The 26,713-nt window shown below is 54.5% G+C and carries 19 protein-coding genes and 1 tRNA gene; 8 read left to right on the plus strand and 12 right to left on the minus strand.

Annotated elements, in window-relative coordinates:
- Nucleotides 1-6: 6 nt before the first annotated feature.
- Both EGT74_RS21045 and EGT74_RS21050 read right to left on the minus strand, forming a co-directional pair.
- Nucleotides 7-3,207 carry a SusC/RagA family TonB-linked outer membrane protein gene (locus EGT74_RS21045; RefSeq protein WP_123848527.1) on the minus strand — a complete coding sequence of 1,067 codons (3,201 nt, stop codon included), beginning with the start codon at nt 3,205-3,207 and terminating at the stop codon, nt 7-9.
- Nucleotides 3,208-3,224: 17 nt separating this feature from the next.
- Entirely contained in the window at nt 3,225-5,063 is a 1,839-nt protein-coding gene (locus EGT74_RS21050) for an FAD-dependent oxidoreductase (RefSeq protein WP_246008271.1), read from the minus strand.
- Nucleotides 5,064-5,527: 464 nt separating this feature from the next.
- Here EGT74_RS21050 and EGT74_RS21055 point away from each other — a divergent pair, with 464 nt between their 5' ends.
- The 5 genes from EGT74_RS21055 (at nt 5,528) to EGT74_RS21075 (ending at nt 10,643) form a co-directional block, all read left to right on the plus strand.
- The gene (locus EGT74_RS21055; protein ID WP_123848529.1) at nt 5,528-6,757 is read left to right on the plus strand and encodes an ROK family transcriptional regulator; all 1,230 of its coding nucleotides are present in this window, start codon (nt 5,528-5,530) and stop codon (nt 6,755-6,757) included.
- A gap of 177 nt (nt 6,758-6,934) precedes the next feature.
- Complete coding sequence (locus tag EGT74_RS21060; protein WP_123848530.1) at nt 6,935-7,819, plus strand: PhzF family phenazine biosynthesis protein; 885 nt, start codon at nt 6,935-6,937, stop codon at nt 7,817-7,819.
- Nucleotides 7,820-7,860: 41 nt separating this feature from the next.
- Entirely contained in the window at nt 7,861-8,529 is a 669-nt protein-coding gene (locus EGT74_RS21065; RefSeq protein WP_123848531.1) for a helix-turn-helix domain-containing protein, read from the plus strand.
- A 38-nt stretch (nt 8,530-8,567) separates the two neighbouring features.
- The gene (locus EGT74_RS21070; RefSeq protein WP_123848532.1) at nt 8,568-9,881 is read left to right on the plus strand and encodes a GntP family permease; all 1,314 of its coding nucleotides are present in this window, start codon (nt 8,568-8,570) and stop codon (nt 9,879-9,881) included.
- A gap of 30 nt (nt 9,882-9,911) precedes the next feature.
- Nucleotides 9,912-10,643, plus strand: a complete 732-nt coding sequence (locus tag EGT74_RS21075) for a DNA-formamidopyrimidine glycosylase family protein (RefSeq protein ID WP_123848533.1) — start codon at nt 9,912-9,914, stop codon at nt 10,641-10,643.
- 124 nt (nt 10,644-10,767) lie between these two features.
- Here EGT74_RS21075 and EGT74_RS21080 read toward each other — a convergent pair whose 3' ends face one another.
- The 3 genes from EGT74_RS21080 to EGT74_RS21090 form a co-directional block, all read right to left on the minus strand.
- Nucleotides 10,768-12,174 (minus strand): IPT/TIG domain-containing protein, encoded by a 1,407-nt coding sequence (locus EGT74_RS21080; RefSeq protein ID WP_123848534.1) that lies wholly within the window; start codon nt 12,172-12,174, stop codon nt 10,768-10,770.
- Between the two features lie 320 nt (nt 12,175-12,494).
- Entirely contained in the window at nt 12,495-13,856 is a 1,362-nt protein-coding gene (locus EGT74_RS21085) for an L-alanine-DL-glutamate epimerase (RefSeq protein WP_220392920.1), read from the minus strand.
- A gap of 59 nt (nt 13,857-13,915) precedes the next feature.
- The gene (locus EGT74_RS21090) at nt 13,916-14,824 is read right to left on the minus strand and encodes a helix-turn-helix domain-containing protein (RefSeq protein WP_123848535.1); all 909 of its coding nucleotides are present in this window, start codon (nt 14,822-14,824) and stop codon (nt 13,916-13,918) included.
- A 218-nt stretch (nt 14,825-15,042) separates the two neighbouring features.
- On the opposite strand from EGT74_RS21090, the gene EGT74_RS21095 reads away from it, so the two are divergent.
- Genes EGT74_RS21095 through EGT74_RS21105 form a run of 3 tightly spaced genes read left to right on the plus strand, consistent with a single transcriptional unit; the run spans nt 15,043 to nt 16,401 of the window.
- Nucleotides 15,043-15,252, plus strand: a complete 210-nt coding sequence (locus tag EGT74_RS21095; RefSeq protein WP_123848536.1) for a 2-hydroxymuconate tautomerase family protein — start codon at nt 15,043-15,045, stop codon at nt 15,250-15,252.
- Nucleotides 15,253-15,254: 2 nt separating this feature from the next.
- Nucleotides 15,255-16,004, plus strand: coding sequence for an SDR family NAD(P)-dependent oxidoreductase (locus tag EGT74_RS21100; RefSeq protein WP_123848537.1), 750 nt, complete (start codon nt 15,255-15,257; stop codon nt 16,002-16,004).
- A gap of 16 nt (nt 16,005-16,020) precedes the next feature.
- Nucleotides 16,021-16,401, plus strand: coding sequence for a nuclear transport factor 2 family protein (locus tag EGT74_RS21105; protein WP_123848538.1), 381 nt, complete (start codon nt 16,021-16,023; stop codon nt 16,399-16,401).
- A gap of 65 nt (nt 16,402-16,466) precedes the next feature.
- Here EGT74_RS21105 and EGT74_RS21110 read toward each other — a convergent pair.
- From EGT74_RS21110 to EGT74_RS21140, 7 genes are all read right to left on the minus strand, one after another.
- Nucleotides 16,467-16,537 (minus strand) — tRNA-Gln (locus EGT74_RS21110).
- A 670-nt stretch (nt 16,538-17,207) separates the two neighbouring features.
- A complete protein-coding gene (locus EGT74_RS21115; protein ID WP_158618249.1) occupies nt 17,208-18,131 on the minus strand; it encodes a DUF5017 domain-containing protein in 924 nt (307 codons plus the stop codon).
- A gap of 17 nt (nt 18,132-18,148) precedes the next feature.
- Entirely contained in the window at nt 18,149-19,960 is a 1,812-nt protein-coding gene (locus EGT74_RS21120) for a RagB/SusD family nutrient uptake outer membrane protein (RefSeq protein ID WP_123848540.1), read from the minus strand.
- A gap of 19 nt (nt 19,961-19,979) precedes the next feature.
- Entirely contained in the window at nt 19,980-23,144 is a 3,165-nt protein-coding gene (locus EGT74_RS21125) for a SusC/RagA family TonB-linked outer membrane protein (RefSeq protein ID WP_246008272.1), read from the minus strand.
- 104 nt (nt 23,145-23,248) lie between these two features.
- Entirely contained in the window at nt 23,249-24,124 is an 876-nt protein-coding gene (locus EGT74_RS21130; RefSeq protein WP_123848541.1) for a hypothetical protein, read from the minus strand.
- A 24-nt stretch (nt 24,125-24,148) separates the two neighbouring features.
- Nucleotides 24,149-24,499: a high-potential iron-sulfur protein gene (locus EGT74_RS21135; protein WP_123848542.1), complete on the minus strand. Its 351-nt coding sequence runs from the start codon at nt 24,497-24,499 to the stop codon at nt 24,149-24,151.
- Nucleotides 24,500-24,507: 8 nt separating this feature from the next.
- Complete coding sequence (locus EGT74_RS21140) at nt 24,508-26,625, minus strand: PVC-type heme-binding CxxCH protein (RefSeq protein WP_123848543.1); 2,118 nt, start codon at nt 26,623-26,625, stop codon at nt 24,508-24,510.
- Between the last annotated feature and the right edge of the window lie 88 nt (nt 26,626-26,713).

A 26,713-nucleotide genomic window follows, 5' to 3' on the forward strand; every position in this document is an offset into this window, starting at 1 on the left:
TACTTTTTAGAATGAAAGGTTTACACCTGCTGCCATAATGCGCTGTTGCGGATAGAAGCCGTTGTTCACGTTGGGCATTTCCGGATCGAGGTACTTCAGTTTGTCGAATGTGAACAGGTTGAAGCCGGACACATACACCCTCAGTTGCTGGATCTTGGCGCGCTCAAGCAGTTTTTTCGGCACGTTGTAGCCCAGCTGTACGGTTTTCACACGGAGGTAATCGCCCTTGCGCACCCAACCGGAGTTGATGTGGGCATTGTGTGCGGTAAGCTGTGCCTTGTAAGCCGACAAACGGGGGAATTCCGCATTCGGGTTATCGGGCGTCCAGGCGTTTTCCACGAGGAAATAAGGAGAGTTACCGTAACCATAGAATGCGCGGGTGAACGGTGTATTGTCGTCCACACCGGAAGTGCCGCTGGAGCCTTCATACGTACCGGCGAGGTTCACGCTGCTCAGTGCGGCGCCCTGCAGCAAGGCGGAAAAGTCGAAGCCGCCGTATTTCAGGTAGATGTTGAGGCCGTACATGATCTCGGGCAGGTTGCTGCGGCCGATCACGGTGAAGTCTTCGGTACGGGTGATGCGGCCGTCGCCGTTGATGTCCACATACCGGAAGAAGCCGGGAGCGATGGTGCCTGCGCTGGGAGACGTGCCGTTGTTGGCTTCCTGCCAGTTCTGGTAGAAACCATCCGTCTGGAACCCGAACTTGGTGCCGATGGGCCTGCCTACGCGGCGCATCCATTCGGGTGTGGAAGAAGCCTCATCCAAACGGATGATCTTATTTCTTGCCCAGTTAAAGTTACCGGTGACGCTGTACTCCAGTTTACCAATGGTGTTGCTGTGACGGATCTGCAAATCAAAGCCGCGGTTGTCTACGATGCCGCTGTTCACGTTGGCAGGATAATAACCGCCGATAGTGCCGGGGTACAGGCCGCCCTGGCCCTGCAGGATGTCTTCCGTCACTTTATAGAACCAGTCGAAATCAATGCCCAGTTTATTGTTCAGCAACTGCGCCTCAAAACCGACGTTGGTCATCGTGGAGGTTTCCCAGGTGATGGTCGGGAAAGGCGGTGCGCTGGTGTAGATGGCAGACACCGGTTTGCCGCCGATCACCATCACGGGATCTTCATTCAGTTTATAAGTCTGGTAGTACTGGTAATAACCGCCGTTGATCTTGTCGTTACCCATTCTACCCATTGAACCTTTCAGTTTGAGGAAGTCCACCACGCCGCTGGCGCCTTCAAAAAACGATTCCTTGCTCACTATCCAGCCCAGGCCCACAGCGGGGAACAGGTCCCAGCGGTAATCGGGATGGAACATGATGGAAGCATCGTAACGGGTGGAGATTTCCGCGAGGTATTTTCCTTTATAGGCGTAATTGATACGGCCCACATAACCACCACGGGAATCGGTATTGCTGCTGCCGGTAGGTGTGATCACATCCAGCGGGTCTTTACCACCGAAGTCGATTTCGTGGATGTCGGTGAGCGGGAAGTTGCTCGCGCCGGTAGAGAATACGTTGTTGTTGCCCTGGCTGAATTCATACAGCGCCAGCACGGTCACGTCGTGATCGCCAAAGGTGCGGGCGTAGGTGATGCTGGGCTGAAAGGTTTTACGCCAGGCCTGGCTGTACGACTGGCGCAGCGTGGTTCTCGTGATACCGGGCACGGTGGTCAGTTCCACAAAGTCGCCGGTGATCTGATCGCGGCCGCGGCCCATCAGCCTGTACGGCGTGAGCCAGCTTTTGTTTTCAGTGCCGGTTTTATCGTATGCGGCCAGCAACTTCACCTCCAGACCCTGCACCCAGGGAATTTTTGCTTTCATGGTGAAAGTACCCTGGAAGATGTTGGATTGGGAATTCTGGTAACCCGATTGTTGTACGGATGCCAGCGGATTCACCCAGCCGGCGTTACTGTTATAAGCGGTGGGCAGCCCGTTCGGCGCGTATTCCGGCATGTTGGGCAGCATCCTCACCGCCTGGTAAAACGGGTTGAGGTACGCGGTGTTGTCCGGGGAAATACCGGGTGTGCGGGTGTTCGTCTGGCGTAAAGACAGGTCCACCGCCACGGAGAACACATCATTCAACTGCGCATCGAGGTTGGTCCGCACGTTGTAGCGTTTGAAGCCGGTGTTTTCGATGACGCCGTCCTGATCGAGCATGCCCGCGCTGGTAAAGTATTTCACGCGCTCGGTGCCGCCCCTGATGGAAATATTATGATTCTGCGAGAAGGCTGTGTTGCCCGCCAGCTTCCCTACCCAGTCGGTATTACCGAGCAGCGGGTTGGTATTGGTGCCGTTGCGCACCGCTTCGATCTGTTCTTTGGAATATACATGCGGCACGAGGTTCACGCCGGTATTTTCATTGTAATCGTTGTCCATATCCGTTCCCCTGTTGTACCATTCCATGTAATCCGGACCATTGAGGAATTTAGGGAAACGGGTGTTCTGCGTCAGCTGTACGCCGCCATCGTAAGTGATGGTGGGTTTCTGGTTCTTACCACGTTTGGTGGTGATCAGCACGATGCCGTTGGCCGCTTGTAAACCGTATACCGCGGTGCTAACCGCGTCTTTCAGGAGGGTGATGGTTTCGATTTCGCTGTAGTCGATGCTCGACATGTTACTGCGGGGCACTCCATCTACCACGATCAGCGGGCCCTGGTTAGGGCCGGTGGTACCCACACCGCGGATGCGCAATGCGGCATCGTCTGCGCCCGGGCGGCCGGATTGCTGCAGGGTAGTCAACCCCGGCAAGCGGCCCGCCAGCGCGTTGGTGAGGTTCATTGCCGGCGCCTGCTTCAGCTGTTCCGCGTTGATCTGCACAGCAGAGCCTACTACGTTCTGGCGTTTCTGCTGGCCATAACCCACGATGATCACTTCGTTGAGGCCCTTGGTGGCTTCCGCCAGGCGAACCGATACATTCGCTGCGGGGCCGGTGGTAATTTCTTTTGTTTCAAAGCCGACAAAGCTGAAGACCAGTACGGCCGAAGGGGTTTTCAAAGGGAGAGAGAATTTGCCGGCAACGTCCGACTGGGTACCGACAGCAGTGCCTTTCACCTGCACGGTTACCCCGGGCAGCGGGCCTCCCTTGTCGTCCGTAACGGTACCGCTCACGGTACCGGATTGTGCATACGTCAATACGGTGGGCGCGATCAACATCGCGAAGCATAGGATCCACCTCAACGTACTTTTTTTGGCTGATAACACTTCCATAAAGTCTTGGATTAGTTTTATTGATTAATCGTTTTGAATTGTCCAACAAAGTCCACTTTGCGTTGGAATGGCTGTAAGTATTTATCGATCAGCACCGCGGCGGCGCCTCTGTTCAATTCGGTATTGAGTTCCGGCGTACCCTGCAGCTGCAGCGCTTTCCAGCCGGCCGTGATTTCTTCCATCGTCACTTTCTTTCCTGCTTTTTCGAACAGCTCCAGTAAAAATGCGATGGTCAGCGGGTCGCCGGATGCATTCCAGTAAGTGCGCAATGGCTCATAGTACAGGCGCAGACCGTCGGTAATTTCATAGCACGATACCGGCCGCTGGGGATAAAACCAGGTCTGGTTCGCCCATTTATAAGGAATGCCCGTTCCTTTCAGAATACCGGTAGCGCCAATACGCTGCAGCGCCGCAAAATGCGGATGCTCCGCCGGCACGTCGATAAAGGGCATGATGTAGGCTTTCGCGTCGAGGAGGGCCTGCTGCACCGAACGGATATCCGCCTCACGGGGCTGCACGTTCTGCCGCAGGGCCACCGCCGCCAGTGCACCCGCCGCCTGACCGATGCCCAATACTACGGGCTGCAGGCGGGTAGCGCCGTTCACCATATTGGTGACGCCGATGCTTTTTTCCGCAACGATCAGTCCGTCAACGCCCTTCGGCACAAGGCTGCCCATGGGCACGTTGTAGGAAGGCACCCTGATTTTTACGAAATCGATTTTGGGAGCCGCCTGATTTTTTTCGTGGTGATGGTCGATCGTATAATCGCCTACCGCAATGCCGGTGCGGTACAGTGCCTGCGGCTGGTCGTACGGCCGGGATACATGGTTCACCGTCAGCAATGCCTCCGCTTTTACACGGCGCGATTCGCGGTGGTAGGGGATCATCGGCAGCCTGTCCGCCGTCGGGAACTCATCGTCCGCGATGCCCAGGTGTTTGTAACCCAGCGCCGTTTGCAGGTAGTACACGAAACGAAGGCTGTGCAGTTTCGCCGCTTTTAGCGCTGCTTCCCGTTCTGCCGGCGTTTTTTCAATGATGTTGAGGTAATAATCGTTGCCGGATTTCGGCCAGTTGATCATGTATTTGTTGTTGGGCAGGCGGCCATAATGCATCATATGATGGCAGTTATTGTCCGGCGAGTCGAAAGAAGCCGGGTCGGACACATCACAGCTGTGCGCAAACTCAGCCGGGTTGTAACCTTCCGGTTTTTTGATGGTTTTATTTTTGCCTTTGCCGTAGTCTTTCAGCACCACCACATAGGTCAGGTCCTGGATGATGTCGTTCGCTTTTTCAGGGGCCAGCTCCTCTCCCGTTTCGTGGCGGCTATCCATCCCGATATCATATTTTGCGCCTGCCGCGGCCATTACATCGCCCAGTTCGGTAGCGTCAATCACCACTTTCGCTTCAAACACCACGGTCTTTTTTCCCTGCTGCGCCGTTACTTCCCAACCGCCGGCCACTTTACGGATAGCGGTCCACCGCGTGTGAAAAACGACCTGCAGCTGTTTTTCCGCACCGGTCATTTTCTGCAAAATATTATTGGCGACGTGCGGTTCGAAGAGGCAGTTGCTGACCCAGCCAGTAAATACCGAATCCGGCCCACCGTAATATTGATAAAGATGTTGCCTGAATTCACCCCAGAGGCCGGAGGGCAGGCGGTGATTGCCGTCGATAGCCGAAACGCCCGCAGATGTGAGCATTCCTCCCAGCCAGCCGGTTTCTTCAATGATGGTGGTGCGCACGCCCATGCGCGCAGCCTGGATACCTGCCATGGTGCCGCTGGCCCCGCCGCCGATTACCAGCAGGTCCGTTTGCTGCCGGGCACTGGCGGTTGCCGAAATAAAAATGAATAACACAAAAATTAATCCCCTGCAATTGCGCATGCTTACTGTTCTTAACGTGTCCCAAAAAAAAGTCTCATTCTATAATGTACGATGGGCCTGCATTGCATGGTCCCGGAATCGTTTAAGCGTGTACGTTAGCCAATTGGTTGAATGGGTTTGCACCCATTGGCAGGTATAGACCTGAATAATTAATATGACAACTCTAAATAAGAATAATTTTAATTAAACACCAAGTACTTTTTAATAATTTTTTCTAACTATAGGGTTATTAACCGCTTTTTAAACATAAGTCGGAATTTGGCTTAAAATAGTACAGCTGTTTACCTGGAGTAGGTTTTCAGGGAAAAGGGAGGCTATTAAGATAAAATGTTTTTAATTTTTTTTATAAAGATTACCTTTACACCGCTGATACAATCAAGAGATGGTGCCGACGGAGTAAAACTTTTTAAAGGAATTAACTTCCCCCAACAAATTTTATGGATCATCCAACTTTTTTCGAAGAACTGAATAATGAGAACCTGGGCGGTGTGGCGTACAAAAATCTGAATCTGAAGAAGAAGATCATCGCCTACTTTGCCAACATTAACAACGCCACTATTGCTGACCTTGCCAAAGAACTGAATGCCAGCACGCCGAAGGTAACCCACCTGCTCAACGAACTGCTGCAGGAAGGGCTGGTGCACGATTACGGGAAAGTGGACAGTACGGGCGGCAGGCGTCCCAATGTATATGGCATGGCGCCCGATGCCGGTTTTTTTGTGGGCGTGGAAGTGAAGCGCCATCATATCAACCTGGGCATGCTCGATTTTAAAAAGAACCTGGTAAAATTCACCGAAAAGATTCCCTACGACCTGCAAAACACGGCCGCTTCGCTGAACGACCTCTGCAAGATCATCCAGCGGTTCATCGACGAACTGCCGGTGGGACGTGAAAAAGTGCTGGGTGTGGGGGTGAACCTGACGGGGCGTATCAATTACGCCACCGGATACAGCTACAGCTTCTTTCACTTCGGTGAGGAGCCACTCAGCAAGGTCATCGAGTCTCGCATCGGCATCCGCACATTTCTGGAGAACGACTCCCGTGCGATGGCTTACGGTGAATTCAGCAGCGGTACCGTCAATAATGAAAAGAATGTGTTGTTTGTGAACCTCGACCATGGCATCGGCTTGGGTATTCTTATCAACGGCCAGCTGTACTACGGTAAATCGGGGTTCGCCGGGGAGTTCGGGCACATTCCTTTCTTTAATAATGAAATCATCTGCCACTGCGGTAAAAAAGGCTGCCTCGAAACGGAAGCTTCCGGCCAGGCCCTCGTGCGGCAATTCCAGGAAAAACTCAAAGCCGGCTTTTCCACCGTGGTAACGCGCAAGCATAAACAACCGGAACAGGTGACTTTGTCGGACATCATTCACGCAGCCAATAACGACGACGTGCTGGCCATTGAACTGGTAGCCGAGATCGGGGAAAAACTGGGCAAAGGCATCGCTGTGCTCATCAATCTTTATAATCCGGAACTGGTGATACTGGGCGGCAGTTTGTCCACCACCGGCGACTACATCCGGCTCCCCATCAAAAGCGCCATCAACAAGTATTCGTTGAGCCTCGTAAACAATGATACACAGCTGATCCTTTCCCGGCTGGGGGAAAAAGCCGGTATCATCGGGGCCTGTCTGCTGGTGCGGAACAAATTGCTTTCTTTGGCGTGACGGGGTTCTGGGTGTTTCTTTAGTGCCGCTCCGAAAGCCAGAGCAGCCCTTCCCCGGAAAGCGAGTATAGCCTACCGCACGTTGCAGCATTCACGCACCCGCAAAACACAAAATTTCATTTGGACAGAATGCCCCTGACCTGTATTTTTATTGCCCAATTGAGACAGTCCGCTATCTATGAAAACCATGCAATATTATGTGCTGGATGTGTTTACCAGCGAGCGATTCAAAGGCAATCCGCTTCCTGTGGTAATAACCGGCAAAGAACTTGAGACAACCCTCTACCAGCAGATTGCCCGTGAATTCGGGTATGCCGGTACTTCTTTCATACATTATTCCAAAAGCGAAAAGGCGCTCAGAGTGCGCTCCTTCGCCCCTTCCGGCACAGAAACGGGCGGAGCAGGCCATAACCTGCTGGGAGCCGTATGCCTGGCGGTGCTGAAGGATATGAATGTTTTCCGCATCCAGGAAAACGGGCCTTTCGTGATCATGAAAGACAAACGCATCCGGTTATCCGTAGAAAATTCCGGAAACGACTCGCCTTCCATCGGCATGCTGCAGAAGCCCGCCACGGCAGGCAATACGGTGCCGGCCGCGGATATGGCGGCAGCGCTTAACCTGCAGGCGGACGACCTGCTGTTGCACGAATGGCAGCCCACGGTGATACAAACGGAAGTAGCCCACCTGATGGTACCGCTTAAAAACATGGAAGCCCTCAACCGCGCGATACCCGTTCAGTCCGCGCTGCAAAACCTCGCCACGGGATACGGCTTTAAAGGCTGTTATTGTTTTACGCTGACGGATAAAGACACGCCGCAACTCGCCCAGGCGCGCTTTTTCAATCCCGCCGGCCCGGCCGAAGAGGCCGCCACCGGCAGCGCTGCCGGTCCGCTGGGCGGATTTCTTTTTCAGAAGGGATACATTCATCAGAACAGGGACTACTCCCTGTTGCAGGGCGTAAAAATGGGCCAGCCTTCGATTCTGCGCTTCCGCACAGCACAGGAAGGCATCTGGGTCAGCGGCTCTTCCGTGATCGTCATGGAAGGAATTTTGCACCTTTAAATGTTTTTGCTCCGTATATTGTAAGTAATCCTACAATATCTATGAGCAGTCATGAGCAATTATCCCGCAAACTGGAGGCAATCAGGCGGATCGGGGATGATCTTCCGGCCGTGGTGATCATCCACAATATGCATACGCAATCCGTCGAGTACATGTCTCCCGCCGGCATCGCCCGGTTAAACACCACCCTGGAAGAATTGCAGGCCATGGGGCCTGAGTATTTCTCCCGCTTCTTCAATCCGCAGGAATCCGCCGAATATGTTCCGAAAATCATGGCGCTGCTGCAAAACAACCGTGAAAACGATTTTGTGTCTTTTTTCCAGCAGGTGCGCGCCTCGCCCGACCACGACTGGAACTGGTACCTGAGCGCCACCACCATTTACCTGCGCGACGAACAGGGTGCGCCCACGCATGTGATCACGTTCGCCCTGCCCATTGATCCGCATCATCACATCACCACCAAAGTAAACCGGTTGCTGGAAGAGAATAATTTCCTGCATCGCCATAAACACGTGTTTGCCGGCCTTACCGGCCGCGAAAAGGAAATCCTGCGGCTGATCGCACTCGGGCACAACTCCTCCGAAATGGCGGCCATCCTCAACATTTCCGGCAAAACGGTATCGACGCACCGCAGGAATATCAAACACAAGCTGAACGTACAATCCAACTACGACATCACCCGGTTTGCGATGGCATTCGACCTGATCTGAAATCATTTGTTATCTTGTGCATACATCAAATGCACGTTATGACGACTGCCTTTCTCCAGGTTTTACTCTCCCTGACAGCCGGCATCGGCCTGATTGTATTGCTGACCGTACGGTTCAGGGTACACGCGTTTTTTGCGCTTTTCCTCGCCTGCTTTGTCGTGGGCCTCGGCGTACAGCTGCCGGTGGCCGGCATTATAACCGCCATGAAAGAGGGTTTCGGGCATATCCTGAAAAACCTTGGCTTCGTGATCATGCTGGGCACCATGCTGGGCGTGGTACTGGAACATACCGGCAGCACCCGCGTCATGGCCGCCGCGATCCTGAAACTGACCGGCGAAAAAAACGCCGCTGCCGCCATGGGCATTACGGGTTTTATCGTAGGGCTGCCGATATTCTGTGATTCGGGATACATTGTGCTGAGCGGGCTCAATCAATCGGTGGCGAGGAGAAGCGGGATATCCATTCTTGTGATGTCAGTTTCCCTTGCTTCGGGTCTCTATGCGGTGCATTGCCTCGTACCGCCGCATCCCGGCGCCACAGCGGCCGCGGGCATCATCGGGGCGGATATCGGCAAATTGATCCTGATCGGCTCACTGGTGGCTATTCCCGCTGCCGTAGCGGGTTGCTGGTGGGCGGGATGGATGGGTAAAAAGATCCCGCAAACGCAACAAACGGAAGAAACAACCGTGGAAACGCTGCCCGACCTCGCCCCCTGGAAAGCTTTTCTTCCCATCATCGTGCCCATACTGCTGATTGCCGGCGGAGCGTTCAGCGACCTCAAAAATGGCGCGGGCGTGCTGCACATCCTCGGCGACCCGGTGGTGGCGCTGTTCATCGGCGTAGTGCTCGCTTTCTTCACCGGCCGCAACTGGAAGCGCGATGCGGTGAGCCACCTCATGCAGGAGGCCGCGGAAAAAGCCGGCAGCATCCTTGTGATCATCGGCGCAGGCGGCGCATTCGGGGCCGTGCTGGCCACTACCAAAATCGGCGATCACCTCAACAGTTCCTTCCAGCTGGGAAACCTGGGGATCGTTTTCCCCTTTCTGCTGGCCTTTCTCCTGAAAACGGCACAGGGCTCCAGCACCGTGGCTGTCATCACCGCCGCCTCCATCATCCAACCGCTGCTGCCGGTGCTGGGGCTCGACGGCGACATGGGGCGGTTGCTTTGCATGCTGGCGCTGGGCGGTGGCTCCATGATGATATCACATGCGAACGACGCCTATTTCTGGGTAATCAGCAAATTCTCCGGGCTTGAGATGCAGCCCATGCTTAAAGTATATTCAGGCGCTACCATCCTGATGGGACTGGTAACGATGGCCGTGGTGTACGTGCTGCGGATCATACTGCTGTAACACTGGCGCAGATATTGATTGAGCGCCTGTATGCCTGAAGGACCATCCATCGTCATACTCAAAGAAGCACTGGCGCCCTTTCGCGGTAAAAAGGTAACGGAAGTATCCGGCAATTCGTCGCTCGATATTGCACGCATCAAAGGGAAAAAAGTAATCGACTTCAAAAGCTGGGGAAAACATTTCCTCATCTGTTTCGAAGGTTTCACGGTGCGCATCCACTTCCTCCTGTTCGGTACCTACCGCATCAACGAAAGGAAAGCCATGACGCCCCGCCTGCAATTGCAGTTCAAAAACGGCGAAGTGAATTTTTACACGAGCTCCATCCGGTTCATCGAAACGCCACTCGATGAAGTGTACGACTGGTCGGCCGATGTGATGAGCCCCGATTACGATCCCCGGAAAGCGCTCGCCAAACTGCGCCGCAAACCGGATACGCTCGTATGCGACGCGCTGCTCGATCAGGACATCTTCGCCGGCGTGGGCAACATCATCAAAAACGAAGTGCTGTTCCGCATCCGGGTGCATCCGCGAAGCCTCGTCGGCAAGCTCCCGCTGAAGCAGCGGAAGTTGCTGGTGCAGGAAGCGGTGCGGTACAGCTTCGATTTCCTGGAATGGAAAAAAGCGTTCGTGCTGAAAAAACACTGGCTCATTCACACCAAAAAAACCTGCCCACGCTGTCAGATACCTGCCGTGAAGGAATACATGGGCGTCACGAAGCGGCGCACATTTTTTTGCGGGAATTGCCAGGTGGAGTACCAGTGAGGCATTCACGTCAGATGCGACGGAATGCCTGCGCTATGTTTTTTGAGAACTGCAATAGGTACCCGTGAGAATGCGCCGAATATGTGGCATCCCAAACCGGCAAACATCGTTTGCGGGATGGCCATCAAAACTTAAACTCATACACCTCACCGGTTCCCGTCCAGCCGAATACTACGTTGTTGATCACGCCAACATACCTGATGGAAGGCGCATCGGCCGTGGCAATAACAGCTCTCCAGCTGCCAGCGCCGGGCGTGTATTCCCATACCCGTTTATCGACCACAAAATATCCTTTGTTACCCACCGCGAAAGCCGGTGTCGACTGCATGGCCACATCGTCCGGCATATCCGCTACCTGCACCAATTGGCCGGGTGAAGTAAATTTAAACATCGCCTTGCGGGGACCGCCCGCCGTCATGATGGCCCGGCCGAAATAGGCATCGCCACCCAGCACCACGGCATTGCCGCTGCTCAGCTCCCGAAAATTGCCTGTGGCGGCTACTTCCCAGTTGCCGGCTTTAAAGCGGTAGAGCGTTTGATGGGTACCCCCAAATCCAACATAGATGGAATTATTCAGCACGAACGACAATGCACCGGAGGTGTTTTCCGGGTAATCCGTTAAACCGGTAGCCGCATTGGTTTCCGGATCGTAGCGCCACCACCGTTTGGATGCGGTGGGCGTCAGGCCGGTGCCGATATACAATTGATTATCGAGCACCACTGCGGTAGCGTTTTGCATGATGGCCGGCGCCATATCGGCCGGGGGTGACGGCGCCAGTTTCCATTCCTTTCGGGGATCTGCCGGGTCGAATACAAAATATTCCGCCGCCGTTTGCAGGAACGACATACGGGTAAAGCCCCAGTACAATTTACCTTTGAACGAAAAACCGAGCCCCATCTGGAAGATGCCTCCCGGCGCAGGGTTGGCGATCTGCCGGCTTTCCCATTTCGCAAACGGTCCGGCTTCTTTTACCGTAAAAGCGCTGGCGGTTTCCAGCACCCCGCCGCCGGATTCCACGCGGATTTTATGCGCGCTCAGGCCGGTGTTGACAGGAATGGTGATGACGATCTGCGCGGCACTGCTTTGTTTCACCTCCGCCTCAATGCCATTCAATGTTACTTTGGGAGCATCCCCAAAGCCGTGCCCCACCAGGGTCACCTGTGTGCCAAATGGTCCTTCCCTGGGCGTAAAATCAATGATCGCAGGCCCGGGTGCATCAACAACGAAGTCGGTGGCCGATGTAGCCGTATGCACTTTTATTTTTCCCGTTACTGCGGCCGCAGGTACGGGCACCGTCAATTCCGTCGCAGTTGCAGCGGTAACGGCCGCATCGATGCCACCGAACGTAACGGTGTAGCCGGTTTTGAAATTCTTGCCGGTGATTTTGACTACTGTTCCGGGCGTTCCATGTTCGGGCGCGAAGGAAGTAATTTCAGGGGTTAGCGGAGGATTGTCAACATCCGCGGGTTTCTTTTTACAAGCCAACACTGTGAGCAGGCACAGCATCCACCAAAGCTGCATTCTTTTCATATCAGGGGTTTTAACGCATGCTCCGGGAAGGGTGCCATAAAAAAAGCAGCTCCCCTTACCCAGGAACTGCTTGCTTTAATAATACGGCAAAGATGCGCTGCTAAATTACATCCGACAAATTTTTGAGACAGGAATGATATAAATGCGTGTTGAAAGGTGCTGCTGTTTGATAAATGGTTTTCGGCATAACACGGACAGTATGCGTAAGGTACTGCATGTATTCCGTCTACATGTCAGCTTGACAACTTCGTTGAATACCGGGCGCATGCTACCGGCAAAAAATTCATTTCATTGATGACGTTATATGCAGCATTCTATGGTTACCTGAACAAATCATCGTAGTGCTTCACTTCCTCCAGGATGCCCCCGCTCCGCGCATAAAAATCGGGGCCGAGGTCGAACACACCCTGCTGCACCTCCATCCAGGGCGCACCGGCGGCCGGATGATAACTTTTCATCGCTGCCCAGTTTTTATAGTTCATGTCGCCGTTCGTTTCCATCAGTCCCATACCGATGCCGGGAAACGGCGCCAGGCGCGCCGCCAGGTTTTTGTGCCAGTCGATCAGCACCGGGTTCACCGTCAGGTCTGCGCACAGGCAGGGAATTTTCCGCTCCTCCGCCAGCTTCGCGATGCGCATACTGAGACTAAGCGTTTTAGCGATACCTTTTAACACGAGTACGCTATACCCCTGACTGATGCGCTGCAATGCATCTTTTTCCGAATGCACGCTTTCATCGGCACCCAGCCGCACACCCAGGTCGTTGACCGGTTCGGTGAGGTCTTCGCGGAAAGGTTCTTCGTACAACAGGATACGGTCGAACGCGCCGATTGTCTTCGCGTGGCTGAGATATTTGCGCAGCGTATCTTTTTCGGCATACCGGCCGTTAGCGTCCATGGTGTACCAGATGCGACCATGAGCGGTGTTGGAAGCAGGCAGGTCTTTCAGCGCATGATGAATCTCCGTCAGCCGCTGCATGTCGAATGCGAGCATTTCTTCCTGGCTGCCGGGGTAACCCGTTTTTATTTTGATGATAAAGTAGCCCTGTTCCACGGCCTTTACAACATCCGCTACCGGCATGCTGTAAGGCACCTGGAACAGCACGGCAATCTGTTTATTGCGATAACCCAAAGCCGCGCGGTATGGCGCGGGTATCATTTCGTTGAAGGTCTTGTACCCGTTCTCAGCCGCATAAAGTAACCAGGCTGCATTGTCGATGCTGACAAGGGCGTTGAGGATAAAATTGTAATGCAGCTGCGCCCGGCCGGTAATCTCCTTACCGGCTGCGATGACGCGCGGAAGTATCTTTTCCTGCAGATCCACCGGTGTGGTGAACGCCGTGGCTTTCACGATGTCGAGCGTCTTTTGCACGAGCGCGAACATCATCGCATTCCCTTTCATTTCCGTGTGGGCGGCAAACAACTCCGCATCGCCATACAGCACGCTCTGCGTGGCCAGGCCAGTGGCGGTGTTACCGGAAGCGGACGTGAGGCGGGTGGCGATCTGCCAGAGCTCGGTTAGGTAATTGCCCTTGAAGCCAAACGGCCTCACCAGTGGTTCCCGTTCAAACTGCGCAGCAGCCTTCGATACGCGTATTAGATGCGGTTTGGCGGCCGCCGTGGAGATTTTAGGGGCACCGATGGCCATGATGCCGGCGGCGCGGATGAAGTCCCGTCTGTACATACCCAAAAAGTACGGAACAATATTCATTGCTGCAACCATTTGGGCATAAAATTCTGCGTTCAGCCTGCTTTCCGCTGCCCTGCCGGCGCCTGTACCGTATTGCGGTATTCTGCCGGGGAAACGCCCGCCTGCCGTTTGAAAAAACGGGTGAAATAAGCGGGGTCTTCAAACCCCAGCCCATACCCGATTTCCTTGATGCTCTTTGAATTGTAGTATAACTCCCTTTGTGCTTCAAGTAAAATCCGCCCGGCCAGCACTTCGCCGGCGGTTTTGCCAAGGTGTTTTTTAGAGAGGGTGTTAAGGGTACGCACTTCCGTAAAGAGCATCGCCGCGTAGGCCTGTACGCCGTGCTCCTGCCGGAAATGTTTCTCAATGGCGGCTTTGTAATCCTGGAACAGCTGCAGGCTGAGATCTCGGGCTACGGCTTCGCGGGAACAGTTTTTCTTCTTCAGCCGGTCGATGTGGGTGATGAGGATTTTGAGGTAGGCCAGCAGGATGCGCTCCTTGTCCGTTTCATCGGCATTGAACTCCGTTTCCATCTTATTGAGCACGTCTTCGAATACCGCGTGTGCGGCAGCCGTAACTGGCACTACGGGCTTAGCCTGGATATTGTCGAACAGGCAGTCGCCATGCAGGTAGTCATCGAGGTCTTTCCCGTCGCTGAACAGGGAAGGCAGGAATTTCACCACGTAACCTTCCGCCTTTTCCTGCGGGCGGATCTGGTGCATTTGCCCGGGCGAGAGCAAAAAGATCACCGAACCCGAATACGGGTAATTCACCATATCGATCGTATGCACCCCCTTCCCTTTCTTCAGCCAGATGATTTCATAGTATTCGTGACGGTGATTTTCTTCAAACTCGGCAATGGTACACGCTTCCTCGCTGAAACCCGTCACTTTGATGCTGCGGATGTCCCTGTCACTGCAATGTTCGCCGATATGGAACACCGGGCGCTGCTGTTTTTGCATAACTCGCTTTTAGAACGATACCAAAGTTACGCAAACCGGGCATTGCAGGCGCCGGATTGCATTAAAGTGCAAGAAATATGCTGTTTCGTCCATTTACCGGTAGCCATTGCCGGCATGCTGCGTTAAAGTGCAAGCCATCTGCTTTTTTATCCATTTACCGCCCTGCTGTTTCATGCCAACTTTGCATCATTATCCAATCATCACACAAACAGATTCATATGCCTTTCGTACAAATTGCCGTCACGAAAGACGGCGTCACCAGGGAACAGAAACAACGGCTCATCCTCGGCGTCACACAGTTGCTGAAAGATGTGCTCGACAAAGATTTCCACCTCACCCATGTGATCATCAGCGAAGTGGAACCCGACAATTGGGGCCTGGGCGGGGAGCAGGTCACCGACATCCGTCAACGTCAAAACAAATCATAAACATGCAACAGAAAACAGTGATTGTAACCGGGGCATCTACCGGTATCGGCAAAGCGATAGCGCATTATTTCATCGGGAAAGGGGATAACGTGGTGATGAACTCCGTCAACGAAAACAACCTCCGGCAAGCCTACCAGGAGTTGGGAAGCCCGGCCTCCGCGCGGCTGCTGGCGGGAGACGTCAGCGACAAGTCGGTCGGCGAAGCGCTCGTCCGCACCGCTATCGGGCAGTTCGGCCGCGTAGACGTGCTGGTGAACAATGCCGGCGTATTCGCCCCGAAGCCTTTCCTGGAAGTGGAGGCGGCCGACCTCGATCGTTTTTACAGCATCAACCTGAAAGGCACTTTTTTCACCACACAGGCGGCCATAAAAGCGATGCTCGGCAACGAAAACGGCGGCTCGGTGATCAACATCGGCACCGTGCTGGTCGACCATGCCATTACCGGCTTTACCGCCACCGCGCCCGTGATCAGCAAAGCCGGCATCCATACCCTGACACGGCAGCTGGCCGCCGAATTCGGTAAACAGAACATCCGTGTGAACGCCGTGGCGCCCGGTATCATCCGCAGCCCGCTGCAGGGTAAAATCGGCGTTACGGATGCAGATGCGTTGTCGGGCCTCGCCCTGCTGCAGCGCATCGGAGAGCCGTCCGATATTGCCGAAGTGGTGTACACGCTAGCGCACAGCAATTTCATCACGGGCGAAATCATTAACGTAGACGGCGGTCACGTGGCCGGCCATACATTCGGTTAACCTGAAAACGAACCATATGTACGCAAAACAATCCATCGCCGTGCAATCAGTGATCAATGGGTATTTCGATGGCATCTACCGCGGCGATACCGCGCTGCTGGGCGAGGTTTTTCACCCGCAGGCACTGCTTTGCGGCGACATCAACGGACAACCGTACTTCAAAACCGTAAACGAATACCTCGAAGTGGTCCGCAACCGCAAAAGCCCGCAGGAGCTGGGAGAAAATTTCCGGATGGAAGTGCTCGGCATAGAAATGCTCGGCAACAACGCCATCGCCAAACTGCGTGTGCCGATGCTCGGTTATGATTATTACGATTACTTGTCGCTGACTGTGATAGAAGGGAAATGGCGCATCATGAACAAGCTGTTCACGCACAGGGAACCGGCGGCGCAGTGAAGTATTTCACCTGGCAACAATAAAAAAGGACAAACCGAAGCATGCTTCAATTTGTCCTTTTTTTGTTGCCTGACCTGGATTCGAACCAAGACAAACAGAGTCAGAGTCTGTCGTACTACCGTTATACTATCAGGCAATATTCACTGATTATGAATCAGTTACCTTTCCTCTCTGCACAAAAATCCAGCGTTTTTCTGAATTTTCCAAATCTTTTGGAGAGCGCAAAGGTACGTTTAAATTAGGTGAAAAACCAAGTCCGTGATTATATTTTTTTCTTCAACAGCTTTGGCGAACCATCGGGTGAAGCCAGCCGCAAGGATTCTGCTGCCGCTCAGTGGCCCCTGCATCGGCACCCCTCTAGTGGAAAGATTGCCGGTACGTCCGGCCGGGCAGTAAAAAAGATAAATATTGCCACGGCGGCATCACCTCCGCCACTACCCTGAATTTTATCTGCAACGCGGTTCCCCTTGTAAAGTCAGTCATCTGCCGGCTCATGTAAAAAGCGCTGCCGGCAGTAACCGGACAGCGCCTTTGTATTGAACCAAACCTTACCGTTTATGACTGAGCCTTTGTTCCGTTGTTTCTTTATTGCAGTACTGATGGATGTTATCTTCCCGAAATGTCGTTCTACGGAGTCATGGCCATCTATTCCCGTAGAAACGGCCACTACTGCATGTTTTTCTCTTCAATGATTGCCATTAAAACATTTCGTCTCCCGGCATCTTTACCGGTTCTTCTCAACATCAGCCGCCAATGGTTGCCGACCCTGGTTTTGACCACACCATTCAATGCCCTCGTCTTAGTACCTATTGTACCGTTACCGTCACTTCCTTCACCACCTCGCTGCTCTTATCGATGTTGGTATTGGAGGCCACGAAGTATGCTTTGTAGGTGCCGGGCTTCGAATAGGTATGCGAATAACTTTCGAGACGCGCGGCCGTACCGCCTTTGATGCCGGTTGGCCGGTCGGGGCCGAGGTTGACGGTTTCCCAGGTGATGGGGGCGCTGATGGCCCAGTTTTCCGTGGCGGGATCGTTGTCCGCCGTAAAAGCATTGGCCAGCAGCGTGATGCGGCTGGTGCTGGCCGTAGAGCGGGCGGGCGCCGTAGCCGGGTTGGAATTCACCAGGCGGAAAGCGTTGGTGAACATATCTGTAGCAGCCAGATTACCCAGCGGCGTGATGCTTTGGAAGCTGAAACTCTGCACCATCCAGGTGCGGGCGGCGCCGTTTAGCTGCTGCGGTTTGGTGAGGTAACGGAAAGCGATGTACAGCGGTTTTCCCTTCACCAGCAGGTCGCTGATATCTTTCAGGCCCGATGCGAGAAACGTGGCGGAGGTGCCTAGCGTAAAGCGGGCGGTGATATCCGTCCACGTGGCTGCCTGCACGGCGGCGAGGTCCGTATATTGCCCGTTGAAGTTGGACGACGCCAGCACCACGAACTGTCCCGTCTGCGCTCCGCCGGTAACGGCCGAGGTAAACGACAACAGGCCCCCGGAGCAGTTTTCCGTTCTGCCCGTGCGGAAAGCATAATCTTTGAGCGGCTCCCCGGAATAAAAGGAGATGATGTTCGCATTGCCGGTAAACCGGAACAGCACCGGCTCTCCCGCTTTAAAGTTACCGGTGGCGGCAGCCACATTAAAATCCGGCGTACCGCCGTTGAGGTCGAGGCTCTTTTTGCAGGCTGCGTGCAGCAGCAAACTGCAGCATATCATGACATGACTGAATTTCATAGCTGGTATTTTTTGAATTATTCCCATCCCGGATTTTGTGTCATCAGCCGGTTGAGTGTCATTTCCTTGGCTGGAATGGGCCAGATGTTGTGTCTCTCGGTAACGCTGCGGAAGCGCAGCAGGTACGACGGTGCGCCCACATCCTGTTGTATCATGTCCGCCACTTCCTGCATCGCGGCTACAAAAACGCCCCACCGGATCAGGTCGTGTTTGCGCAGGCCTTCGCAGTTCAGCTCCCGGAATCTTTCCTGCTGTAAAAACGCCAGAAAACTTTCTTTCGACGCCGTTGCAGATGCCGGCACGTCCGCATCGGCGGCGGTGTAGATGGTAGCAGTGGCTGTGGCCCCGCTACCGCCCCCACCCGTAAAAGTGATCGCCGGCGGCGTGGTATAAGTGCCTGTTAAAGCACCGGTGACTGCATCGGGCGTAAAGGTGATACCCGTCACTTTACCACCGCTGATCGTAGCTGTGGCCACAGCGCCGCCTCCCCCACTGAATGCGACCGCCGGGGCAGTGGTGTAACCCGCGCCGCCATTGGTGATGAGCACTTCTTTAATCCCTTTCGACCAGGCCCTGCGCCGTACCCGGTTTACGGCATCCACGGCTTCCGCCGCAGGCCCGCTGATGGCGTTCACCGCTTCCGCGTACATCAGCAGCACATCGGAAAAACGGAGGATAGGCCAGTTCTGTGGACTGGTGTTGATATTCTGCGGCAGCAGCAATTCATATTCCCGGCGGTACTTTCCGGCGTTGACGAGATACACACTCGTAGGCGTAGGCGGTTGCACGAATGTTTTATTACCCCGCGGCCCGCTCGCGGCGTATGCAAACGTAGGAATACACCAGGGTTTGCGCAGGTCGCCGGGCGTAAAGGCGTTGTAGAATTTGCCGGTGATGTTCACATAAGCCGGGCACATGCCGGTATTCGCGTTGGCGGAAGCCGGCCCGTTGATGCGCGCGTTATTGCCCGCCATCGAGTAGGCATCCATCCCGTTGCCCCAGAATTCGGCCTCCCAGATGCATTCTTTGATATCGTATTCGTCGCGGGCGATCTTGATGAAGACGTCTGCATACGAAGGGTTGAGTGCGTGTGCGGCATCGTCGATCACCATTTTGGCCCACTTGCGCGCGGCTTCATATTTGCTCTGGTCGTTGAGCGGCTTGCCGGCCATATTCAGGCAGACCCTCGCAAGAATGCCCCTGACGGCCGATTTATTCACCCGGCTGCTTTTCGCCGTACCGATGTCGTCTACCAGTGTTTCCGCTTTTTCCATATCGGCCAGCACCTGGTCGTAGGTTTCTTTCAGGCTGGCGCGTTTGGCATCCGTCGCTTCCACCGAAGTGCTGGGCGTCAGCAAAACGGGCACTCCGCCGAAATTCTGAGCGAGCAGGTACAGGTAATACCCTCTTAAAAAAAGCGCCTGTCCGCGCACCTTGTCGCGCAACGTAGCATCCAGCGCCATGTTGTTATCCACGTTCTTCAGCAGCGCGTTGGCGCGGTTGATGCCCGTATAACACGCGAACCAGAAACTTTCGATCGTGGGATTGGTAGCGGTATAATCGAACGTGAAGGGATAGTTGATGAGGGTGGAACGGTTGATGTAAGACTCGTCGCCCTCGAACCCGTTCAGGTATACGATGCCGCCGCGGTAAAGGGAAGAGTGCGACAGGATGTTGTACACCCCTGCCAGTGCCGTTTCCAGTTCGGCAGCCGTAGTATAATAATTGGCGGGGGAAAGAAAGTCCGACGGTTTGCTGTCGAGAAACTTTTTACAAGAGCTGGCAGTGATCAGCGCCAAGGCCGCCAGCAAACAAAATATCTTTTTCATGCCGGTGCAGTTTTTAGATTTAGAAATTTGCCTGTAACCCGAACATCAGCGTACGCGCACGGGGATACGCGGAAAAATCGAAGCCGGGCGTCAGCACGCTGTTGCGGGCTGACACCTCCGGGTCCATGCCGGAGTAATTCGTCCAGGTGAGTAAATTCTGCGCCGTAACGCTCACGCTGAGGCTCGTCATTTTCAATTTGCGGATATATCGTACAGGCAGGCTGTAAGCCAATGATACCGTTTTCAACCGCAGGTAGGAACCATCTTCCAGCACCCGCGAAGAATGGTACCCGATAGGGCCATGACCATTGGTACGGTAGTTTTCGTTAGTGGGATTTTCGGGCGACCAGCGGTTCACGTAACTCGCAAACTGGTTCATCTCGTGCCTGCCATTACTGTTACCTTCGAAGGTGAGGCGGTTGGCGTTGTATATCTGGTTGCCGTACGACCATTGCAGGAATGCACTGAGCGTAATCCCCCTGTAGGAGAAGTTGTTCATAAAACCGCCGGTGTGTATCGGCTGCCCGCGGCCCATCACCACCATATCAAGGCTATTCACGGCGCCATCACCGTTGATGTCTTTATACTTCACATCGCCCGGCTGAATGGCCGTTCTGCCCGTACCGTTCGACGGTAAATGCTGCTTCAGTACATACACGCCGGGAGCGGGATTGTTGAAATCCACATACTGGTATACCCCGTCGAACAAATACCCGAAAAACATGCCGGCCGGCTGCCCGATGGCGGAGAGGTACAATGGTGAAGAGAACTGCGATTCGAACGAAACGGCGTTCTGTAAGAACTGCTGTCCTGCCGTCAACTCGAGAATGGTGTTTTTGTTGAAGCTGATATTAAAATTGCTCTGCCAGTTAAAATCACCTTTCGTGATGTTCACCGTATTGAGGCTCAGCTCCAGTCCTTCGTTCTTCAACCGCCCGATGTTTTTGAACGCCGTACCGAAACCCGTAGTGGGCGGCAGATCGGCGCGCAGCAGCAGGTCGTTGGTGATCTTGCGGTACAGGTCTACGGTAAACTCGATCCTGTTTTTGAAAAGCCCGATGTCATAGCCGAGGTTCAGCTGTGCGGTGCGCTCCCAGCGCAAATCCTGGTTGGCAATGTTACCCGGGTTAATCGCGGAAGTAGGTGTACCGTTGTTGTAGGAATACCCCTGTATCGTCTGGTTCAGCCGGTCGAACCAGTCGTAGTTGCCCACGCGGTTATTCCCGGTAATACCGTAGCTGAGGCGGAGCTTGGAGTTGGATATCTTTTTGAACGGTTGCATAAAACCTTCTTCCTGCATATTCCAGGCAATGGCGGCGGAAGGGAAATACCCCCAACGTTGCTGCGGCGCGAATTTGGAAGAACCGTCGCCGCGGAAGGTAGCCGTGAGCAGGTAGCGCGAACCGAAATTGTAGTTGACGCGGCCAAAGAAGGAAGCGAGTTTATTGCCTTCCGAATAAGCAGTGCCGCTGTAAGGCACCCCTTCGTCGAGGCCGCTCACGCCCAGGTTTTCGTTCGGCAGGTTTTGCGCCGCATATCCGTTGCCGCTCACTTTCGTTTCCTGCATCGAAAAGCCCGCCACCACGTTGAGGAGGTGGTTTTTGTTGATGGTTTTGTTGTAGGTCAGCGTGTTCTCGCTGCTCCAGATGCTCGTTTCAGAATTGCCCACGCTGCCGTTGATACCCCGGAGGTTATTGGGGTTCAGCGGGCTTCCCTGCGGCGTTTTGCTGTTGTAGAACCGCTCCGATTTATTGATGGCGCCATTAGCGATGCCCATTACCCGCAGCACCAAATCGTCGGTGATATTGTAGCTGAGATATGCGTTGCCGGACAGGACGGTGGACACATCCCGTGTAAAATCGTTCTGCACCGTAATGAGGGGATTCAGTCTCACGTCGGACGCGTTGATGTTGTCCGGGTCGCCGATTTCATCCACCAGGTTGAGCCCGTCGCCCGACAGTGGGCGGTAGGCCCACACGCGGAACCAGAGGTAGGTGGAAATGGAGCTGGAACCCGGATTGGAGGCCACCGGCTGCCCGAAGGTTTTGATTCGGCTGTAGTTCGCCGTAACACCCATCTTCAGTTTTTTACTGATGTTCTGATCGAGCGTAAAACGCGCCTGGTACCGTTTATAGTTCGTGTTGATCACCACGCCGTTCTGGTCGTACACGGAGCCGCTCACGGCGTATTTGGTGGCGTCGTTCCCCCCGCGCACCGCAATATTAGTGATGCTCATCGGCCCTTTCCGCAGCACTTCCTCCTGCCAGTTGATGCCCTCCAAATTGCGGTATGATTCGAGCGTTTTGCCGTCGGTGAAATATTTATCCCTGGTGATGTCCGGCCTCCGTTCGTATTGGTATTTGATGAACTCGTACGGGCTCATCATTTCCATCAGTTTCGGCACTTCCTGGTAGCCGTATGAGGTGTTGAGGGAAATAGCGGGTTTGCCGGCCTTGCCTCTTTTTGTTTCGATCACGATCACGCCGTTGGCCGCGCGGGAGCCGTATATGGCGGTAGCGGAGGCATCCTTGAGGATGTTCAGCGATTCAATTTCTTCAGGGTTAATGGCTGCATTTTCGGGATCCTCCACCGGGAAACCGTCGATCACATACAGGGGGGAATTGCTTTGCGTAAGGGAATTGGCGCCTCGGATAACGATCGTGGGCGTACCGCCGGGCTGGCCGTCGTTGGATGATACCTGCACCCCGGCCACGCGGCCGGCCAGCGCATCGGAGAAAGACGCTACGGGCGCCTTGGTGAGCTCCTTCATTTTCACCTGGCTCACCGAACCGGTGAGGTCCTGTTTCTTCACGGAGCCGTAACCGATCACCACCACGTTGTTGAGCGTCACGTCTTCCTGTTCGAGATTTACGTTCAGGATGGTTTTGCCGGCTACCGGCACTTCTTCTTTCCTGAACCCGATAAAAGAAAATACCAGCACGCCCTGGTCCGGCACGACAATCGAGAATTTGCCGGCATCGTTGGTGGAGGCGCCTTGGGACGTGCCTTTGATCATCACTCTCACCCCCGGCAACGGCGTGCCTTCCGGCTGCCTGCGCACGGTTCCGGTAACGGTTTTTTCCTGTTGCGCCTGCAGCGATACAGGCGCTGCGGAAAGAAACAGCATGAGTATGACACCTCCCATCCAGAGTGGGATGCACCTCGTAGGTTTTTGCGTAATCATATGTGATGCTTTTGAGTTGTGTGGTTGGGTACGTACCCGTTTAAAGCGAATAGTTTATCGGTGATCGTATGTCTAATGAAACTAACTCCCTCTGTTGGTCTGCGTTATTTGGCTGCGGCAAATTCCTGCCGGATAATCTGATATTTTGGTTGTTGTGCAACGGGGTCCTGGTGGCAGTAAATAAACACGCCATCGGCATTTTTTATCCCGGCTTTGATCACGGCTTCCACATATGCCGGGGTGGATGCGCCCAGGCTGCTGTGTGCGGTTGCGTACACATCGAGTATCACGGGAAAAGCGCGCCCGAAATGTTGTTTGATCGTATCTATTTCTGCTTTCACCTGCGCGCTGTTGGAAAGGTCGGCTTTCACCGACTCGGCACGGTAAGGAAAAAGGATGCCGTCGAAAAAGGGTGCATAGCGCGATGCCAGGGTGGCATTGATCTGGCGGTAATAACAACAGGGGATGAAGGCCAGCTGAGGATTTATCTTTTTGGAGGCGGCGATGAACTTACCAACATACTCCGGTGTAAATGCTTTCAGGTTATGGGCAAAATCGTCGATGCTCCACGCAACGAGCGCCGGCTCTTTCAGGCTCAGTTCCGCCAGTGCGGTTGCCCAGCGTTCAAAGTCGAGGCGGTAGGGTTCCGAGAAAAATTTCGCGCGCGGCGGTGATTCGGAATGCGGCACCAGTGTTACCCATACTTTGATGCCCGCCTTGCGCGCCAGCGGCAGGAACAGCTGCAGATCGTCCCAGTCGGTTGCTCTTGTCCAGATCAGCCAGTTATAAGTATTGGCATGAACGTCTTTCAACTCTGTCAGCAGCCGTTGCACGTCCACCCGGTCGTTGGCCAGGCGGGGCGCGGCGGCGTAGGTGCCACGGATGGGCTGCGCTTTTTTCTTTCCGCCGCCATCGGCAGCAAAAAGGGGGTACTGGCACAGAAGTGCCAGTACGAACATAATTGACAAGTGTTTCAACATGACTATGTGATTAAATGGTAACTGTCAGGTTTGCGGCGCCCAGTACGTGCAGGAGCCTTCTGCTTCCACCGGTCCTTTGAACAACAGGCAGCCCCCGCATTTCGCGCCTTCTTTGGCGGGTTTGTAGAGGTTGCACAGCTTGCAGAACTTCTCCGGGTCGGGCGAGGTATCGGTATACCCCAGTTTTTTGCGCGCGGCGATATCTTCGCTGCCCAGCTTGCTGTAATCCTGGCAGGAGGCCACATCTTCCTCTTTCGTTTCTTTTTTGCCTCCCCCGCAGCCCGCCGCCAGCAAGCCTCCGGCAAACAGCAGCATGCCCGACGAAAAGGTCCCTTTCAGGAAAGCGCGGCGTGAGTGATGCTCTTTTTCCATCATCCGGTATTTTATTTTTCTTTTAACGATGCCGCGAGTTTGGCCGCAGCATCTTTTACCTTTTTAGCACTGCTCTGTTCCAGCACCGCCAGCGCGGGCGCAAACGCAGCGTCTGCAGCAGTTTTGTTTTTCGTTGCTTTTAACCCGGTGGCGGCACCGTTGAGGATGGCTACCTGGTACTTTTCATCGAGCTGAGGCGCCAGGCCCAGCAGGCGGCTCACCTCTCCGGCCGCATTGCGTGCCGCTACGGCATGCGCGAATGTGGTCAGGTAACCGCCCTTATCCGAACGCCCCTCTTTCTGCAGCGCGCCGCTCGTTTGCAGGTGTTGCAGAAACTCCATGGAAATACCGCCCGGAGAACTGAGGATGGCAGACTGGAACCATTTGTCTTTCGCATGTTTTTCGAGCACAGCAGCGAGGGCAGGCATCGTTTTGCCGATGGGGAATTCTCCGAGGCTCAATGTAGCCTGGAAAGCCACCAGCGGCACGCTGTCTGCGCTCAGTTCCACCAGCGCGGGCAGGCATTCGGGATAGCGTTCAGCCAGGATGGCGGCGTGCTCGCGGATACCGGCGGCGGCGTCTTTCATCGCTTTCAGAACGAGACTGCCGTTCAGTGCGTCCAGCCCCTCCAGCGTGTACATGGCATGCAGACGCGCTTTCTCATCGGTGGCCGTATTGAACATTTCTGTTAACAACGGAATGGCGGCCGCGTCTTTCCGCTCCACCAGCAAACGCTGCGCGTTGGTGCGCCACCAGCGGCTGCCATGGCCCAGCAACGCCACCAGCTCTGCGGTGGTTTTACTACGCAGGCCGGGCTGGAGATTATGTTTGGCCGTGGCATTGGCCGGTACGATGCGGTAAATGCGCCCGTACTGGTTGCCGAGCATAAAGTCCATGTCTTTTTTCAGGTCTTCCGGGATAGATACCGGCGTTTCGATATGCTGGCGGTACATGTCTATCAGGTAGAGCCAGCCGTCAGGAGCATTGGCGAGATTCACGGGGCGGAACCATGAATCGGACGAAGAGATGAATTCCCTTTTCAACTCCGACGCAGGCCTTCGGGCCGCAAAAAAGGGCCCGTTGTGCAGGGTATCGATCCGGTCGCGGTGCACCAGGTTGCAGGCCACCTCGGCGGTGAAAATCGTTCCGTAATATTCTTCGGGAAAACCGGTTCCGTTGTAGTCGGTACCACCGGATGCGCCGGTGAAATGGCCGCGCTCATATTCTTTCCTTCCCAACCCTTGCTCGTCGTACGCCTTCTGGCGGCGCGAAGTGCGCTCTTCACGCCAGTAAGGCGTTTTGCTCAGCTGGTATACCACCGGGGTGTCTTTATAAATATTCGCTACGGCTTTGTACGCAGGCAAAAACTCATGGCGATGGAGATAACGCCAGGGAATGGGCGCGGTTTGAATATGCAGGGTATTCTGGGTAAAGAAACGATGCCCGTAGTCGTTCATCGCCAGCCCGAACTGCCCTACGCCGGCTTCCACTTCAAACAGCCCTTTGTCGAGGCGGAAACGGAAATCGCCGCCGCCCACTTTGATGGCGGGCGCATCGGGTTTACGTTTGAATGTCACCACCCCCTTCTGCCCGTTGTTGTTGGCGTAAATCCAGTTGTCCACGCCGTAACGGAGGCTGGTGATCTGGGCCTCGGAGTTGTCTTCGAAAAACCCGGTGAATATCACTTCGGTACTGTCTGCCTTGCCGTCGCCATCGGTGTCTTTCATAAAAAGAATGTCAGGCGCCGCCGTTACCAGCAGCCCCTGCTGCCAGGGCAACATGCTCGTGCCACTGGGAAGCCCTTCGGCAAATACGATGGCGGTATCGATACGCCCGTCGCCATTGAGGTCTTTCAGCTGGCGGATCTTGCCGTTACCTTTGCCTTTCTCGGGTTTGTAGGGATAGTCGCCCATTTCCATCACAAAACAATTGCCGTCTTCGTCGAACACCATTTCCACCGGGTCTTTTACATGCGGCTCGGCCGCAAAAACCTCCACTTTAAAACCTTCCGCCACATCCATTGCCCTGATGGATTCTTCCGGCGTCAGCGGCCCGTCGTAGCGGGGCCCGCCGCACCCGGCCAACAATACAATGCCTGCAGCGGCCAATAAAATAGAACTGTGTTGCATGTTTTTATCTGGTATTAAATTGTATTCACTTTTGATAATGCCTCCTTCCCCATCATCGCCGCTTCAATTCAACAGCAGGGGAAAATAC

The sequence above is a fragment of the Chitinophaga lutea genome (genome assembly GCF_003813775.1).
Lineage (GTDB): Bacteria > Bacteroidota > Bacteroidia > Chitinophagales > Chitinophagaceae > Chitinophaga > Chitinophaga lutea.